The sequence below is a fragment of the Leptospira yanagawae serovar Saopaulo str. Sao Paulo = ATCC 700523 genome (assembly GCF_000332475.2).
GTDB classification, from domain to species: Bacteria; Spirochaetota; Leptospiria; order Leptospirales; family Leptospiraceae; genus Leptospira_A; species Leptospira_A yanagawae.
Window position 1 is genome coordinate 1 of sequence record NZ_AOGX02000041.1, and the last position, 16,875, is coordinate 16,875.

Annotated in this window: 11 protein-coding genes and 1 pseudogene; 5 read left to right on the forward strand and 7 right to left on the reverse strand. The window is 39.3% G+C overall.

Annotated features, from left to right (window positions below; translation table 11 throughout):
- The 3 genes from LEP1GSC202_RS17295 to LEP1GSC202_RS17310 all read right to left on the reverse strand — a co-directional run.
- The coding region (locus tag LEP1GSC202_RS17295; RefSeq protein WP_015679075.1) for a UvrD-helicase domain-containing protein at positions 1 to 1,178 on the reverse strand (1,178 nt) is incomplete at its 3' end.
- A 2-nt stretch (positions 1,179 to 1,180) separates the two neighbouring features.
- Entirely contained in the window at positions 1,181 to 4,474 is a 3,294-nt protein-coding gene (locus LEP1GSC202_RS17300) for an exodeoxyribonuclease V subunit gamma (RefSeq protein ID WP_015679071.1), read from the reverse strand.
- A 249-nt stretch (positions 4,475 to 4,723) separates the two neighbouring features.
- Complete coding sequence (locus LEP1GSC202_RS17310; RefSeq protein ID WP_015679049.1) at positions 4,724 to 6,448, reverse strand: CocE/NonD family hydrolase; 1,725 nt, start codon at positions 6,446 to 6,448, stop codon at positions 4,724 to 4,726.
- A gap of 170 nt (positions 6,449 to 6,618) precedes the next feature.
- On the opposite strand from LEP1GSC202_RS17310, the gene LEP1GSC202_RS17315 reads away from it, so the two are divergent.
- Positions 6,619 to 7,641 carry a hypothetical protein gene (locus LEP1GSC202_RS17315; RefSeq protein ID WP_015679066.1) on the forward strand — a complete coding sequence of 341 codons (1,023 nt, stop codon included), beginning with the start codon at positions 6,619 to 6,621 and terminating at the stop codon, positions 7,639 to 7,641.
- 14 nt (positions 7,642 to 7,655) lie between these two features.
- Here the strand turns inward: LEP1GSC202_RS17315 and LEP1GSC202_RS19760 are convergent.
- The 3 genes and pseudogenes from LEP1GSC202_RS19760 to LEP1GSC202_RS17325 all read right to left on the reverse strand — a co-directional run.
- Positions 7,656 to 7,952, reverse strand: a pseudogene (locus LEP1GSC202_RS19760) (response regulator); the annotation flags it as partial.
- Positions 7,953 to 7,963: 11 nt separating this feature from the next.
- On the reverse strand, positions 7,964 to 9,760 hold the full coding sequence (locus LEP1GSC202_RS17320) for a hypothetical protein (RefSeq protein WP_015679059.1): 1,797 nt from the start codon (positions 9,758 to 9,760) through the stop codon (positions 7,964 to 7,966).
- Positions 9,757 to 11,238 carry a hypothetical protein gene (locus tag LEP1GSC202_RS17325; protein ID WP_039929391.1) on the reverse strand — a complete coding sequence of 494 codons (1,482 nt, stop codon included), beginning with the start codon at positions 11,236 to 11,238 and terminating at the stop codon, positions 9,757 to 9,759. Before LEP1GSC202_RS17325 ends, LEP1GSC202_RS17320 begins: the two co-directional genes overlap by 4 nt.
- A 142-nt stretch (positions 11,239 to 11,380) precedes the next feature.
- On the opposite strand from LEP1GSC202_RS17325, the gene LEP1GSC202_RS17330 reads away from it, so the two are divergent.
- The 3 genes from LEP1GSC202_RS17330 to mdoH are packed head-to-tail and all read left to right on the forward strand — an operon-like array spanning position 11,381 to position 15,367.
- Positions 11,381 to 12,955: an OpgD/OpgG family glucan biosynthesis protein gene (locus LEP1GSC202_RS17330; RefSeq protein WP_015679057.1), complete on the forward strand. Its 1,575-nt coding sequence runs from the start codon at positions 11,381 to 11,383 to the stop codon at positions 12,953 to 12,955.
- On the forward strand, positions 12,939 to 13,328 hold the full coding sequence (locus LEP1GSC202_RS17335; RefSeq protein WP_015679076.1) for a hypothetical protein: 390 nt from the start codon (positions 12,939 to 12,941) through the stop codon (positions 13,326 to 13,328). Before LEP1GSC202_RS17330 ends, LEP1GSC202_RS17335 begins: the two co-directional genes overlap by 17 nt.
- Positions 13,325 to 15,367 (forward strand): glucans biosynthesis glucosyltransferase MdoH, encoded by a 2,043-nt coding sequence (gene mdoH, locus LEP1GSC202_RS17340; protein ID WP_015679047.1) that lies wholly within the window; start codon positions 13,325 to 13,327, stop codon positions 15,365 to 15,367. Before LEP1GSC202_RS17335 ends, mdoH begins: the two co-directional genes overlap by 4 nt.
- On the opposite strand, the gene LEP1GSC202_RS17345 is transcribed toward mdoH, so the two are convergent.
- The gene (locus LEP1GSC202_RS17345; protein WP_015679048.1) at positions 15,345 to 16,310 is read right to left on the reverse strand and encodes a YheT family hydrolase; all 966 of its coding nucleotides are present in this window, start codon (positions 16,308 to 16,310) and stop codon (positions 15,345 to 15,347) included. The genes mdoH and LEP1GSC202_RS17345 overlap by 23 nt on opposite strands.
- Positions 16,311 to 16,426: 116 nt before the next feature.
- On the opposite strand from LEP1GSC202_RS17345, the gene LEP1GSC202_RS17350 reads away from it, so the two are divergent.
- The gene (locus tag LEP1GSC202_RS17350) at positions 16,427 to 16,873 is read left to right on the forward strand and encodes a hypothetical protein (protein WP_015679055.1); all 447 of its coding nucleotides are present in this window, start codon (positions 16,427 to 16,429) and stop codon (positions 16,871 to 16,873) included.
- Positions 16,874 to 16,875 lie beyond the last annotated feature (2 nt).

The following is a 16,875-nucleotide window of genomic DNA, read 5'->3' on the forward strand; positions in this document are numbered from 1 at the left end:
AAAGTTTTAAAGATTTGGTATTGGTTTTTGTCTGTATCTTGGAATTCATCCAGGATACAAACTTGGAATCGCTCTCGTAAAGATTGAACCAAGATTTGGTTAGGATTACGAACAATGGCATCGTAAACCTTTAAGATCATTTGATCATAAGTGAGGTATTCCCCTTTTTCGATGGTGGATTTTGTTTTGGCCTTAAGTTCGAATACTGTATTTTGTAAAAAGATGGATCCATCATAATCCAATTGTGCAAGAGGGAATACTTCTTTCAAAGAATGGACAACAGAATCTATTTTTCCTTGCAACACAATGGATGCTGCATCCAAATTTTTGACAATCGTACTCCCTTTCAGAAGGAAATAGTCAAATCCTGTTCCCTTTACATCCTTACCAAGAGAACGATTTAATTTTGAAATTCGTTTCAATTCTCTTGCTACTGTTTTGATATCTTCGTTTTGGATTGCATTGGCAAATGACTCGAGTGATTTCCAATTGTCTATCCATTGAGGGATACTACCTTTATTCCCTTGTGCAGTAATTGCCTCACCGGTTGGTCCCTTTAAAGCCTCACAAATGGAGATGAGTTCTCCCGAGACTTGACTCTTGTTTGCATTCTGAATGCATTCCTCTAAGGAGACAAAGGTTGGGAATGCATAGTCCTTCGTGTCGGCAAGGAGTTTCGAAGTGGTGCTAACAACGAGGTCTTCCTTTTTCTTTAAATTCGAGATCAAAATATCATTGGCGAGTGATTCTTTATCTCTCCCTTCCCACTGGCTTCTTTTCAGATCATAAAAGGTCTTTCGAATCAACTCTTCATTCGATGTTAGTTTTACATTTGGATTGTTTTGGGTTTCTACCGGGTATTCGGTTAACACCATATTGCAAAAACCATGGATCGTGGAGATGGTGACTTGGTCTAAATCTCGGAGGTAATGGTAGTATTCAGGGTGTTTGCCGTTCTCATAGAGTTCTAAGATTTTTAATTTCAATCGTGCTTTTAATTCGCCAGCGGCTTTTTCCGTAAAGGTTAATACCAAAAATTGGAGCAGTCGATTTTCTTTCGTATGATTTGTGACATCGTGGATCATCACTTCACCTAACATTTGCATGATTAGATGTGTTTTTCCGGTTCCCGCAGAAGCTTCGATAAAATTGGGATGATTGGCTAAAGGATGGTCCATTATCAAAATCCTTTCTTGATGAGAGGTAGAAGTACTGGGTATACTTTCTGAAACGAAAATTGGTGGAGCAAATCCTTTGCATAAGGAGATAGTTTCATGTGTTTCGATTCAAATTCTAAGATTTCGTCTGATTCTTCTTCTAAAAATTCCTTCCAAGCAGATTCTAATTTGTTGCCATCACCTTCCGAGTGTTCCATGCCCATTTCGGCAAAAAACATATTGAGACCAGGATTGGGAATGTACATTGGAGGGGATCCATTGACAAGTGTGACAACGTTTCGAATGTATTCTGCCGATTCCGTTTCAGGTAAACTTTCAAAGGGAAGGATTTCATGGCTTTCCTTCTGTTTGGATAATATGGGTATGATGACTAATTTTTTCCCAATGGTTCGGAACAAACAAGCACTAAGGAATAAATGGATCATCTTACCAAAATAATCTTTTACGTATTCATTTGGTTTTTCTGGTTTGGGATGGTAACTTTTTGGGTAAAACCAATAGTAAGTATCACCGATCACAATTAGATTCTCCCACTCACCAGTGATGGATTGGGTTTCATCCAAAGGGAATGCAGGCAATTTAAATCCATTTCGTAATCCTGTATCACCAATCGAGAGGGAACTTAAATACTCCATTCCATTGGTATTTGAAAAGAGTTCCGTTTTTAATGTTTCGTATACTTCTGCAATTTCGGTAAGTTCTTCTAATAAAGTTTCTGTTGTGACCAAATGGAAGGCACCATAAGGAAATTCTGCTTTGTTCTCTGCGATTGTACTGAACTCATTGATCTTTTGTTTGATCGCATCTTTGTTCCAAGGCCAAGGCTCTTCTTTTGCCAATGATTCTGTAAACAATGGGATAAATTTCGATTTGAATGAAAACGTTTCCAGTGAATCGAAATAAAATGGTTCTTCCGAAGAAGTTTCTTCTTCATCATCAAAGTATCCTAGATTTTCTTTGATATAAGGGAGAATCGGATTTTTAAAGGCAGACGCAATGGATGCGATGGAGACTTCTTTTTTCAATTTCACTTCGGCATTTGACAAAGCCAAATCTTCCAATGCAGTAAAATTTGGATTGGGCAATGCAGTCTGCAAACTTCTATATGGTTTTAAATTTCTTGCAAAATCATAAGAATGCAAAATGTTCTGATCATAAAAACGACTATAGGGTGTTAAGGGGATTTCTGTTGCGGATTCGATCCCAAGAGAAGTCATGATTTCAAACAAACTAGAACAAGGCTCAAATTCTTTATCTTCTAATGTGTTTTTTCCCACATAGGAAAAAGTGATGCTATCTTCTGCCGATAAAATGGTTTCCCATAATAAAGATTCTTGGATTTCCACTCGATTCAAATCCCAAGGTTTTGGTTCATTCTTTCTTAGGTTAAACCTTGAAAGATCTTTTGAACCTGGAAATTTTCCTTCTCCCAATCCAACGATGTAGATATGGGAAAAGGGAATCGGTCGCATTGGTTGCAAAAGGGAAATGGTTATCCCTTCTGTCAGGTAATTTCCTTTTTGAGTTGCGATGTTCGAAAAGATTTCATCCGTTTGCAATTGAACGAATTGTAAAAAGTCAGTTATATGGTTCCAATCGGACTCACACCATCTCGCAATGGTTTCTAACCATTCTGTGAAATAAATCCTTTCGGATTCTGATTCCTCACTAAACTTTAAAAATTGGTTCCACTTGGTTTCAAATGCTTTGGCTCTTTCTTTGGTTGGTAACTGTAAAAATTCAGTTTCAAAAAACATTTGTAAGGATTTGATTTGTTCCCAAACCAAATTCAAATGGAGGACAGAATCTTTTTCTGCCAATGGATCTGTGATCACTCCCAATTGGTTCCAAGTGGTCTCTTCATCACTCATCACAGATAGGACTGCACGTTTCACCCCAAAGGAGATTGTGTATGGGTTCTCTTCTTTGTTTTCATCATAGAGGGAACCCAGTGAATCGAGTAATTGGATGACGGAATTGGTTTGGTCATTGGATTCAATTTTGGTTTTGCCTGTGATGAGAGGATTCTGTAGCAAATGAATGAAATCCTCTTTTTCGATCCGTTTATTTAAAAACGATTGGAAAAGGATTTCTAAAACTTTGAACAACAAAGAAGTATCCTTTGCCACTAAATCAGAAAGCGAATAATGCAAGCGATGGAGAGTAGGGGTAACATTGGCACTTTGCGTTGTATAAATCCCTCCATGGAATACCCATTCAATGGCAGCTTTGTAATCATTGGTATTCGGAACAAGGATCGCAAAGTCCAATAAACTCAAGTTCCCTTTGCTTGTGCTGATTTTATGAAGGATATCATGTGCGATGGATTCCATCTCGCGGTATTCGGAAGGTGCATTCCATACTCTCACAGTATGATCGTTTAAGTAATTTTCTTCTTTTACTTGTTCTTCTAACAAAATGGATTTTAGTTTTGCTAACATGCCTCCACTTGCATATTTGGATGTTTCTTTTTGTTTGGTAAGATTCGAAAATTCTTTCGCTAAATAGGATTGTGGTTTTGCAAATTTAGATAAGTAGTTTTTCGTTTTCTCTGGATTTTGGCCGATGACTTTCCCATTATGGAATTGGTAGATATGGATGTGAAAATTTGGATGTTTGGAAACCGTTTTCAAAAAATCAATGTAAGTCCCAGACAAATTGGACAAACAAAAGAAATGCAAATTGCCTTGGAGGGATAAGTCTTTTCCTTTGGTTAGGTAATAGAATAAGTTTTTTTTCCCATCTTGGTTTGTCCCAAGGTAGATTCCTTTTTCCAATTCCCAATAAGGATCACCTATGAGTTGGTCTGGGATAAAACTTTTATCATCTCCAAGCCAATTTTGAATCCAATTTGACCGGTTCAATTCATAATCTTTGAAATACTTTGTCAATAGGTCGGATAAATAGTATAACTTTGGTAAATCGGAGATATAGGTTTGGATCTCGGGATGATTTTGGAATAAAGTCGTTTGGTTCTGGTAAAGGAAATTGAAACAATCCTTCCGAAAGGAATTGTAATCATAAAATTCCTCCGCCTCTGCCCAAGCTGGGATTTGTAAGGCGGCGAAGATCGTTTTTAAAATTGCTTTTTCTAAAAAGGTAAATTCAATGTTGATGGAAAGTTGTGAGTCATTGTACTTCGGTATGTTGAGTTTGAGCCAAGGAATTAAATTGGTATTCGGCACAACCACAAGTGGCATGCGGAGTGGATTTTCAATTTGTTCCTTTTTGATTTGTTTTGTGAGTTCCGAAGTGATTTCGTGCAGATGGAGTCCTGCAAAATAATGTATTGGCAAAAAAAATCCCTTATTTCAAAAATCAAACATAGTTTCACCTCAGAGAAGGTGGAACGCAATCATTATCTGATCTTCCTTTTTGAAAAAGAAAAAATTAGGGCGCCATTTCCGGCTATCCGCTCCAATCTTTGCCAAAGGCAAAGGATTTCCGCTGCTATCCGGGGCGCTCGTGTATCGAAATGAATTCGAAAAATGGGAGAGTGAGTCTCTCCCAAATGCCCACCTAGCAAATACTAAGTGGTATTTTGATTACTCACTTTCAAACTTAAGTGTGGATGCAGTTGTTGTGCTGTGTTTGAATGTCGTTGTGTAGAGTGAAACTGGTTTTGGTACCGCATACATTGGGTCGATGTTGTCAATGGCCAAACCAATGCGAGATCCAGCAGGGAAGTCATGTGCAACTGCTTGGAGGTCTACATTTAGGTCTACGTCTTTCCCTTTCACGTTGAAAAGTGTTGCTGTTCCGTGGCTAATCAATTTTCCCGTTCCCCAAAAGTCTACTTCATAGAGGTAAACCACAACATGTGGTGCATAGTCTGAACTATTGATACGACCTTTGTAAAAGGTTCTACCACGAAGTTTTAGTGGGGAGGAGAGTCTGTCAGATAGATACAACATTGCGTTGGTTCGATCGATTAAATTCACATTGGTTGTGACTGGAACCGAAACGGCGCCATCCAATATCTCTGATAAAAGCGGAACTCCTGTAGTGGCACTGGTTCCACCAGATAGAATGGTATCATTTCCATTACTTGTGTTTGCTGTTGTTGTGATTTTCCCTGGGCTTAAGAGTCCCATTGGTCGCAAATGGTAAGTTCTTTCGACCTTAGAAGGGATAGGCCAATTTGCATAACTCACTCGATCACTTGAAAAACGTTTTTGGATGGTCACTTTTGGTTTTGTCATGATTCCATTTTGGATTCCTTTTAACCAATAATCAAACCAGTCATAAGCATTTGTCCAAACATAATTATTAAGTCCTAAGACCCCACCAATTTCAGCTGTTGCATGGATCCCATTATTGAGATCTAATTTTTTAGGAACCGTGAGTTGTTCGAAGTAGGGAAGGATTTGGTTTGGTTGGAACAAATTATCTTGTGAGTTATTGGAAATGTAAACTGGTTTGCCAGATGTATTCAATTCCGCCACAAAATTGTTAGGTGATCTTTCTCTTGCCCATGATAATACAGTTGCAACGTCTCTTGTATCCAACAGTTTTTGAAAATTCTCTGCAATGATGGGATCCATTCTTCCCGTAATGTACCCTGCTGTCACAAGTAGGAGTCCCCAAACAAGTCTCGGTGATTGGTTTCCATAAAGCGAATCAGGTAAACTCCCCCAACCACTCATGGCCACTGCGGTTTTGATTCTTGGCTCTTTGCTAAGTCCCAGTAAAGAAATCCCAGCTCCATACGAAATTCCCGCAATACCGATGTTTGACGGATTGACAGGAGCATTCGCTAAAAGGAAATCAATTCCTTTGGATAGGTCTTCCATATCTTTTGGACCAGCGACATTGATGAGTCCACCGGATGTTCCAAACCCTCTCGTGTTGTAACTAAAAACCACGTATCCTTTTTTTGCGAGTTTTGCAGCAGGAACGATGTATTCGTATTCATTCAATGCCCAACTATTGACAAAGATAACTGCAGGGTATGGACCTGTACCTGATTTTGGAATGAACAAGTTCCCTGTGATTTTAACACCGTCATTACTTAAAAACGAAATGTTATCGTTAAAAGTAAAACTTCCATCATTTTCATTTTGGAATGCTGTTTGGATGTCTCTTGTGGTTGCGGCATTGTTAAGTTGTAACATTTCAGGTGTCACATTTGAACTTTGCGCCTGGCCATTTAACACCGATAGTATGGCACTCGTTTCCTTTCCGTTTTGATTTCCATTCCCCCCACACGCAATCAGTAGGAAGTTACCTACGATTAGGAGGAGAGTGAGATAGTTTTTTTGCTTTTTCATGATTCGCCTCTGAATTGACTCAAAAATAACATAAAGAGGGATCTTTTGCGTCTAAAATGGCAATCCTAGACGAAAATTGAGGTCTAAAATCATGATTTTGTACGTTTTATTCGTACACTGCCAATTCCAAACAGTTGACGGAACCGTGCATATTGTCCGACTTTTGTCGTATGTTTGAATTTTTCGGGTCTTGGCTTCAATTTGGTGCTTGGTATCATTTTGTTTTAGGAATTGGAATCCTCGTGAAAGAAAAAGGATCCAAAGGTTTCCCTTTTGCGATGGTTGCGGCTTTTTCTGGGGGAACACTCATCATCTACGCATACCGTTTATTTGCTGGATTCGAATTTGAATTTCCACTACTGAATCATGGTTATGTGCCCATTATATATTTGATTCCAGGGAGTATGCAGTATACCATTGAGCAATTCTTAAGTTCAGAGCCTGTTTCGATTGGCAAACTCAAACGATTGTACCCAACCTTCCTTGTGATCATTTTTCTGATAGGATTACAAATCTTTTTTCCTCAAGTCTTAGAACAATCGATGAATGAAAGTTTTACGGGACTTCCATTTTCCATTCCAGAGTATTTAGCCTTACTCGGTTGTTTGTATTGGGTCATCAGCTTTGTTTGGATGATTTACCAGTATCGAAATATACTCTATCGCAATCCAAATGAGGAAGCCAAATTGGGTGTCAGAGTTTTGGGGATGATCTTAAAAGGCAATATTACATTTGCTAGTTTCATTTTATTCAGCACAATCTTTCGTTGGAACTCCGGGATATATTTTACAGCAGGACTTGCCACACTCATGGCAGTTGTTGCTTTTATTGGAACTGAAATCAATCATGAATTGTTTAAAGATATTTTACCTGGCCTTCGGCAGTCCTATCGCACTTCGAGAATCCTAAATCTCAATTTGGAAAAATTACAACAAGACTTAGACCATTTGTTGAAACAAGAATTTGTATACCGAGAGGAAACAATCAATTTATCCAATCTTTCGGAACGTTTGGGCATCAAAGATTACCAACTCAGTGAATACATCAATGCGTATTTAGGAATGAACTTCAATCGATTGGTCATCACATCCCGTATCGCAGTTTCACGCAATTGGTCATGTAAGGCTTTGATTCGTAAGGCACTAAAAATTCTTGCGAGTAATTCTATTTCTTTGGCAGGTTTCGTGATATAATCTGTGGCCCCTGCTTCTATTGCGATTTTAAAATATTCGGGTTCTGTATGGCCTGTCACCATAATGATCGGAAGCCAACCCACAGGAGATGTTGAGAGAATGTCAGAAATGAGATCGATACCATTACCATCTGGTAATTCCCAATCAAGTAATACAACATCGATCGGCTCACTGAGTATCTTTTCCCGTGCTACAGAAATGGATTCCGCTTCAATCGCATCGTAACCATTTTTGGAAACCCATCGACTGAGAAGTTTCCGTTGTAGGTCAGTATCTTCAATGATTAGGATTTTTTTAAGTCCTTCTGACATTCACCTATCGTTTACTTTTTCTTTTTTTTACCTAGTATTTTTTCTACTTCCCCTGGTTCCATGGGAACTTTTACCACTGTCCCACCTTCCTTTCGCACTTGGTCTAAATCGATAACAGCTCCCGATAACAATCGTGCCGCTTTTTTAGAATTATCTTTTACACCATAGACAACCCATTTGCCGCCCTCAAGGGATAACACTAAATACGTACAATCTGCTGCAGCCAAAATCGAATGTGCTGAGATTTGTGCCATGAATTCATAACTGAGCACAATGCCCGTTCCGATGGCAACGCCTGAGGGAACTCCAACTGCCTTCGTTACTTGGTAGACTCCATACGTCACCCCAGTTCCAATCGACGCTGCTGATCCTACCACACCCACAGTAGCTGAGGTAGCTTTGGTGGAAGCGTAGGTGACAACTTCCGTTGTTGCTGATGCACTGGCAACAGTTCCTCCTGCCACACTTCCTGTCACGGCAAGACCTCCGCCGAGAACTGCCTGCCCTGTCGTCACACCTACATAACTCATAGGAGCAAGGATGTACTTCCCAGATGACTCTGTAACAAAGGCAGCAGACTTCACAGAATAAGCAGATGATTTCCGAGACATCGCAGAAGTGATCTTGGCACCCTTATCCAATGACTGGACAGACTCATGTACCACAACCTCTGTACTATTGATGATGGATCCTAACACCAACTCCAAACTTGGTGCTGTCAAATACACCACTCCTTTCCCGGTAAGCGCGATCGTTTCCACTAACCCATACATCGTTGTACCGGCCGCATTTGCACCTAACGCAACGGGATAAATCAATCCATTCCAAGTTACATAACCAACCGATAGTAAAGCCACCTTCCCAATTGGTTTGATGATGCTGTCATATAAAATTGCCTTTGCTGTTCTGGAAAAAGATTTCAGTAGAGCAGTTGGTATCCCTTCGTCTTTGTCAGCAATGGCTTCAATTTCTCCTTTCGCTCTCCCCAACTCTTCTTTTGCATCTTTTCCATATTGGAATATGGTTTCTTTCCAACTTCCAAAAATCGTTTCCGAAACAGAAGAGCGAAACTCATTGATTTCTGAATTGCGACTGAAGTACCCACCTTTACGAAAGTCTTCGTACGATTCATTCCATGAAGATTTGAGTGCATCATCTAAATCAATATAACCATACACAGTGGATTCAAAATCCTTTTGGAAATTTTCCTGGTATTTTTGAAATCGTTTCTTTACGGATGGGGATGTATCCTTTGGCATCTCTTTGTTGAGTTGCATCTCAGCCCATTCATCCCATTCTTTTCGGATCTCCGCTGATTTTGCGATCACTGCTTGGTGGCTTTGTTTCCCTCTATCAAATGAGGATCCAATGAGACCGTATGACTCCGCAACAGAAGCATACATAATAAACAATCCAGGTTTCGTTGCGTTTTCACTTAAGTACTTCCGAACCTCTTCTCCTTTTTCATTGATATTGCCAGCCGCTTTCCAACTCATCTTGGTTCCGTCTTTTACAATCACAACAGACTCGGATGCCTTAATCATTGATTTGGAAAATTGTTCAGCAGCAAAATCATACCGGCTCCCAAGAACAGTAATCGAGGCTTCTTCCATCGGAGGGATAAACTTAATGCTTGTACCTTTAACTGGTAAAGCTCCTTGGTAATAGAGAGAGCTATGCCCTTCGATCACAAGTTTTTTGGTGTTCTTGAGTGGATCTTCTTGTTTCTTATCGGAACTTGCACAATATGAAATGGATAAACATAAAATGAGCCCAAGGATTGGTTTCTTAATTTGATTGCATTTCATTTCGCTTTTTCCTCTAATTTTTTGGAACGATTCAATTGCTCTGACATCTCCGCATCTAAAACTTTTTTGATCACTTTCGGATCATCTGTTAAGACTTTCACTCGACCTTGTTTTTTTGCTTCTTCTAAGTTGATGACCGTTCCCGTAGGGATATCATCATAACCAGCAAAATTTCCTTTCACTACGGCAATAACAACCCTTGGTCCATCATAGGTAATGAAAATTGGACCATCCACTGCTGTGAGTAAAATCTGTGGTGGTAAGGCTGTGAGTGCCGTGTAACCCAAGACAACACCAGAACTCATCGTATACATTCCCGCTTCTGCAACTCCCGTTGTGAGGTCATACGTAAGACCCGTTGCATACGCTGCCGATTCAATCCCAACCCCACCTGTCGTTCCAATCGCACCTCCGGCTGTTGTCGCAGCCACTGAGGTCACTTGGTTGAAGAGGGCAATGGAGGTTCCCGAAGTGTAAGTAGGAACAGTTGCCGATGCTGAAAGAATCCCAATCGAACTAAAAAGTCCTGCTTCTAAAGTAGGAGAAAAAACTCGGTATCCCGATTTTGTTCCATAATAAAAAACCAAACCGGTTGAAACCAAAGCATTGGAAGAGAAGTTCATACCTTGCGAAAGGGGAACATACACTCCATTCACAAGTAAAAGTTCACCAGTGTTCACCGTTGTTTTGGCAACAGGGGAAACAACCACTTCCTTCAAAGCAACCGTATACCCTTGGAAGATATCAACAAGCGCCAGAAGGGCATTGCCTCTTTCACCTGACTCTTCATAATTTCTCGTAAATTCATCCGATGCTTTTTTAAAAGAATCACTCCAAGAGTTCATTACGTTTTTGGAATTGGTTTTGAGTGTGGATGCGAAGAGTTGATTGAGTTGGCTCGATTTTTGGTCTCTCACATCCGCATACCGATTTAGTTCTTTATCCAGTACATCGATATCAGCTTTAACTCTTGGAACCAAATACACATAACCCAAAACAAATCGGTCCCCTGCTTCACTAAAACTGGTTTTGGATAACTTCCACTCTTCTTTTGATAACTGAACACCTGCATCATAAATGTCTTCTGTTCTTTTGGTTCCCTCAGAATACCCTTCCTTGGTCCAATTTTTCACAGCATTCATCGTACTACCAAGTTTTCCTGGAAAATCTTCACTTCGTTTTTTTAATTTAACGAGTACCATTGCTTTGGCAACGTTCGCACTCATCAAATTTTCTTTGGAAAGGTCGATTGCCTTTTTGCCGGAAGGGATCACGGCCCAACCATGTTCATATAGATTTTTCCTAGAACCAAGTGAGTTGGCAGTTAATGGTGCAATCTTTTTAAACGATTGCGGTTTGTCAGAGGAAACAACGGATTCTCCAAATACTTTCTCTGATTTTTGTTTACTCAAACAACTAACAAAATTTACGACAAAAACCAAAACGATAATACAATACAATTTCAAATGGTACTTCATAAGTTGGGAGAAAGATAAAGAACGAAATGAATCATGCAACTGAAAAATATTTTCCCATTGCTTAATCCATGTTTAGTGAAACAATTTTACTACATCCCGTAATTTGAATGACCGATCCAAATGATTTCAAAGACTCATTCTTATGAAGAAATTAAACATATATTTTGCCATCATTGCCATTTTATTATGTGTCTTGGTTGTCTTTAAAAAAAATGATTTAACAGTTCATGCACTCATCTCTCTTTTTTCGATCACCCCCAATTCTGAAATTTTTGATTTCAACGCGGTAGACCAAATTGCAAAACAAAAATTGAAATCAAAATACGTTCCAACCCCTGTGTTTAAAATTCCAGGACTCGATGGAATCAGTTTTGAGGATTATAGGCAAATTGAATACAAACCAGATGTTGCCATTTGGAAAAATTTAGCACTCCCTTACCAATTGCATTTTTTCCACCCAGGGCATATTTATAGCAATGGGATTAAAATTTATGAAGTGATCGAAGAAAAACCAGTTGAGATTCCTTATGATTCCTCTCGATTCCACTTTGGTAACCTCCCACTCACAGACGACTTCTTTGAGTTGAGTAAAAAATTGCAATACACTGGCTTTCGAGTCCATTATCCCATCAACCATAAGGAAGCCTTGGAGGAATTTTTAGTATTCCAAGGTTCATCTTATTTCCGAGCACTATCGAAAGACCAAGTGTATGGCTTATCGGGTAGAGGACTTGCCATCAACACCGGCCCTGAAGGAAAAGAAGAATTCCCAATCTTTGAAAGCTTTTATATCAAACGCCCCGAAAAGAACGATTCCTCCATTTTGATTTATGCCATTATGAACAGTGAATCTGTGGCAGGTGCATATGAATTTTTTGTCACACCTGGCGAAATCACAACCATCGATATACGAGCTAAAATTTATTTAAGAAAGAAAATCAAACGATTGGGACTCTCTCCCATCACTTCTATGTTTCTCTATGGAGAATCCAATATTCCAATCCTTGGAAACATCCACCCCGAGATCCATGACTCTGATGGACTCCTCACCTACCTTGGGGAAGACAACTGGGAATGGAGGCCTCTTATCAATCCCAAAAAAACCAAACTGACAAGTATCGAACTGAACCATCCCAAGGGTTTTGGCCTCATCCAAAGGGATCGAAAATTTAAAAGTTACCAAGACGAAAAATTGTTATACCATCGTCGGCCAAGTGTTTGGGTAGAACCAAAAGGAGATTGGGGAGAAGGTGAACTGTATCTTTTGGAATTCACAACCAATCTCGATTCCGATGACAACATAACGATTTTTTGGGAACCAAACATTCCTCCAAATTTGAAAGAAGGATACGAGTTCCAATATAGATTGAGTTATATTGAAAAATCACCCGAAACACATCAGTTAGGAAAAACTTCATCCTATTATAAAGGAACAGATCCTTTGTTCCCTAAAGAAAAAATGTTAACCCTATACTTTACCGGTGATGTTCTAAAGGCCTTAGATCCAAAAACAGAACTGAAAGCCATCATCAAAAATGACATGATCCCAACGGATCAAATTCGTTATCAAATCGAAAAGATACGTGAACTTGACCAATGGAGACTACAAATTTGGCATTCATCGCCAATAGAAGTTTCGAATTGGAAGGTTCATTTAGAGAAAGAAAATCAAAAAATCACAGAAACATGGATCTACAGAGATGGCATTTCAAAATAATACTTTGTATCAAATCGAGTTAAGTGAACGTTTGCGAACTTTCCTTTTGTTATCAGGAATTCAGAATGAATACAGTATCGCAAATACACTCTCCCATTTTTTCCAAAACACCAACATCTCTTACCAATGGGACAAAGATTGGGCCCTTTGGATGGGTTATGTAAAAACAATGAACATCAGCACTGAATCCCCTCTTCCCTTCCCTGACAGAGCCTGGCAATTTGGTTCCATGGTTCCTAAGGATTCCGACTGGAAAATGGATCCCATCAAATCAAAAGAATCCATCATCAGTTCGTTTAAACCCATCTTCATTTTAGTTTCCATATTCACTTGGACTGCACTCTATTATCTCATCATCTTTAGGTTATTATGATCCAATTACATCGTTTTCTATTTTTCATTGTTTTTATAATACCAATCATCATCGGGTTATCTACTTTTGCACAAATCATCTCCTTTGGTGGAGTTGAGTTAACCGAGTATTACCAATTCATCACCTTACTCTTCCTTTTGCCCATGTTATCCTATGGTGCAACCACTTCCCTGTTTGGATTTTTGATCTCTCTCTTTAAAAAAGGGGATCCCTTATTCAAAGCAAAAAAAATCCCCGAGAATGAATTGGATTTCCAAAGCATCGAAAAAGCCTCCGTTGCCCTTGTGATGCCCGTCTATGAAGAAAATGAAGTTTCGATCTTTGCAAGGATCAAAGTCATTTATGAATCACTCGAAAGATACCATTCCCTTCCCAAATTAGATTTTTTCATCTTAAGTGATACGAGAACTCCAGAAAAATGGATCAAAGAAGAAGCGGCTTACCTTGGTTTATGTGAAGCAACTGGAAATTACAAAAAATTCCATTACCGAAGAAGGAAAAGTAACCTAAATGGGAAAAGTGGTAATATCGCTGATTTTTGTCGTCGTTGGGGAAATCGTTATGAGTACATGATCATCTTAGATGCTGATAGTTTGATGAGTGGTAACATCATCGTACAACTCATTGCCATGATGCAACAAAACCCGAAGGCAGGGATCATCCAAACCAATTCTAAATTATTCCGTGCTACAACCCTTTTCCAAAAACTAACTGAATTTTCCTCCTATTTATTTAGTTCTTATTTCTTAAAAGGGGCAAGTTTTTGGCAGATCAATGCCAATAGTTATTGGGGGCATAATGCCATCTTACGCATCAAACCGTTTATGGAATACTGTGCACTCCCCCACCTTCCTGAGTATGGTGGGCTAGGAGGAAAAATTCTAAGCCATGATACAGTGGAAGCAAGCCTGATGAGAAAGGCTGGATTTGAAGTTTTATGTGCCTATGAACTGGAAGGAAGTTACGAAGAGAATCCTCCGAATATCATCGATGTTTTGAAACGAGACCAGAGATGGTGCCAAGGGAACATGCAACATTTTTGGTTTTTATTTGGGAAAAAGATTCCACCCATCAATCGGATCCACATCTTAAATGGAATTTTGTCTTATCTCAATTCACCCATTTGGCTTTGTTACATCCTACTCAGTTTGTGGAACTATATAGAAGAAAGTAAGTTTCTCAACTATTCGATGTTGCCAGAAGAGTTTGAATATTTCAAAGCTCAAATTTATGAACCCCTGTATTTAAAACTTTTGTATCTTTCCTTAGTCCTTCTTTTTTTACCAAGAGTTTTAAGTTACTTGAGTTTACCAATCAGACAAATTTTCCAAAAGTTTCCAGCCTTCTTTTTAGAAACTTTATTTTCCATCCTCATCGCACCCATCTACATGATTTACCATAGCATTTTTGTGGTGTCCATTTTCCTAAATAAAAAGATTTCATGGGGACCCCAGAACCGCGATGCAGAATCAAGTTATCCCTTCTCTTATGTGGTTTCCTCATTTTTTGGAATCACAATCCTTGGGCTTGTTTCTGCTTATATCAGTTACTCCTATTCCCTTATGCTTTTTTTCTTAACCATGCCCATTTGGATTGGTTGGACTCTCTCCATCCCTCTTGTAATTTTGACAAGCCGCGAACAAAAATCCTTTCAACCGTTTTTTGATCTATCCTATTGGAAACCGAATTTAGAACTAACAAACAATTTGAGAGAAGAACTCAATCGAAGTGGTCAAAATCGAATGGAAGGCAAAGAAATTTTTTATGCTCTTGCACATCCAATTTTCCACAAGAAACACAAACAATTACAAGGGAACAAATCATACCGGTCCAAAGTTTCGGATTCAATCACAAAGGATTTCGAAATTTTACTGGAAGAAGGACCCGATCGTTTGGATCGAAAAAAGATGTTAAACATCCTTTCCAATCGAGAATTGTTAGATCTATTTTTTCAAAAATTTTGGACCTCTGAAAAATCCAAATGGGGGACTTATTGGAAAAACATTTGGCAAGAGATCAACCCATCTTCTTTTCCATAATCCTCCAATAATACGAGGATCGTTTCCAGTCTTCAATAAAACCGCAGTGACCACCTTTCGCTTCAATGACCACATCAATGTAAGCGGAAGTTGGGATTTCCGTGAACTCTTTCCAAGGGATCACGGGATCATCCATAGAAGTCAATATGGTGGTTGGGACCTTGATTGATTTGAAAAAAAGATCATTCAAAGTATAAGATAAAAAATATTCGTCAACGGAACGAAACTGCGAAAACTCTTTCACCATTTTTTCAGTTAGATCCATCACCGATTCGTATCGGTCCAAGTCATGAAAGGAATACAAATGAGGGAAGAGTTGGCCTTTTTTCTCTAAAGAAGATTTCCATGATTTTAAAAAATATTTCCGAAGGAAAGGATGGTCATCCATTTTGATGGTGGCACGTTTGGGATCAAGTGCTGGGCTAAAGGCAAAACAATGTTTGAGCCCTGGAATCTTTTGATCTCCTTTGGCTGTGCTATGCTTGCCCGCCATTCGGAGTACAAAATTTCCACCAAGTGAAAACCCGGCCAAGTACACAGGAAGTTTGGACTTCACTGACTTTGCGAGTTCCAGTACGGCATCATAGGTTTCTTCCAATAAACTTCCATTAAAGATCCCTTCATTCAAATGGTGAGTATCACCGTGATCTCTCAAATTCAAACGGTAAACAGAATAATCTTTTGCTAAAAAATGTTTGGTGGTTCTGATGATGTAACTGGAATGGATACTGCCTTCCCAACCATGCACCAAGATGACGATGCCCTTGGGACTCGGAACGTCATGCACCCTTGCGAGTAGTGTGACACCTTTTTTTGTTTTTACCGACCTCCACTCCCCTTCAAGATTTTTCCCATAGGACTTGTCTGCCTTTGACTTAAAGGAAGCCATAAAGGACTGCACCATGGGGCCAGAAAAAAGAGGAATCGGTTTGAATAAACTCATCTTTGTCAGTTCCTAATCTGAAACAAAACTGTTATTTTACAATAAATTAACAAAACCCCATCCAGAACCTCGACTCTTTCCATTGACAAAGACCCTTCCTTGGTTAGAATTCAAACATGAGATACTTACCCCTTCCACTTCTCTTTTTTCTCTACACATGCCAAACCTATACCCCTTGGAAATCCGAATGGAAACAAAAAGACGGATCCGAAGTATTTTATGCTGCAGTCTCTGCCAAAGCGAGTCCTCAAGCAATCGAATCCGGTAGCCTTGCCATGCGAAGGACTACTTGTGTGAATGCAACAAACCTTCTCTCCACATCCCCAAAACTAACAAGCATTTTGTTAGAAAATGAATCCGTAGAACTCTCCGAATCAGAAGTCAAGGACTTGGGCCGTCTCATCGCTTCCCACAAAATCAAACCAAAACAAGATTCTTGCCAATCGGAAGAAGGTGGATTTATCCTTTCCAGTCCCGCTTGGGAAAATTGCCAATGTATGTACCTCATTGAGTATCCAGGTGGCAGATCCCAATTCCGCCAAGACATCACCCAAGTAAAATGACC

Bases quoted from the DNA above. Each gene is read 5' to 3' on its own strand.
- LEP1GSC202_RS17310 (WP_015679049.1), bottom strand. From the start codon at position 6,448: ATGAAAAAGCAAAAAAACTATCTCACTCTCCTCCTAATCGTAGGTAAC.
- LEP1GSC202_RS17315 (WP_015679066.1), top strand. From the start codon at position 6,619: ATGTTTGAATTTTTCGGGTCTTGGCTTCAATTTGGTGCTTGGTATCAT.
- LEP1GSC202_RS17320 (WP_015679059.1), bottom strand. From the start codon at position 9,760: ATGAAATGCAATCAAATTAAGAAACCAATCCTTGGGCTCATTTTATGT.
- LEP1GSC202_RS17325 (WP_039929391.1), bottom strand. From the start codon at position 11,238: ATGAAGTACCATTTGAAATTGTATTGTATTATCGTTTTGGTTTTTGTC.
- LEP1GSC202_RS17330 (WP_015679057.1), top strand. From the start codon at position 11,381: ATGAAGAAATTAAACATATATTTTGCCATCATTGCCATTTTATTATGT.
- LEP1GSC202_RS17335 (WP_015679076.1), top strand. From the start codon at position 12,939: ATGGCATTTCAAAATAATACTTTGTATCAAATCGAGTTAAGTGAACGT.
- mdoH (WP_015679047.1), top strand. From the start codon at position 13,325: ATGATCCAATTACATCGTTTTCTATTTTTCATTGTTTTTATAATACCA.
- LEP1GSC202_RS17345 (WP_015679048.1), bottom strand. From the start codon at position 16,310: ATGAGTTTATTCAAACCGATTCCTCTTTTTTCTGGCCCCATGGTGCAG.
- LEP1GSC202_RS17350 (WP_015679055.1), top strand. From the start codon at position 16,427: ATGAGATACTTACCCCTTCCACTTCTCTTTTTTCTCTACACATGCCAA.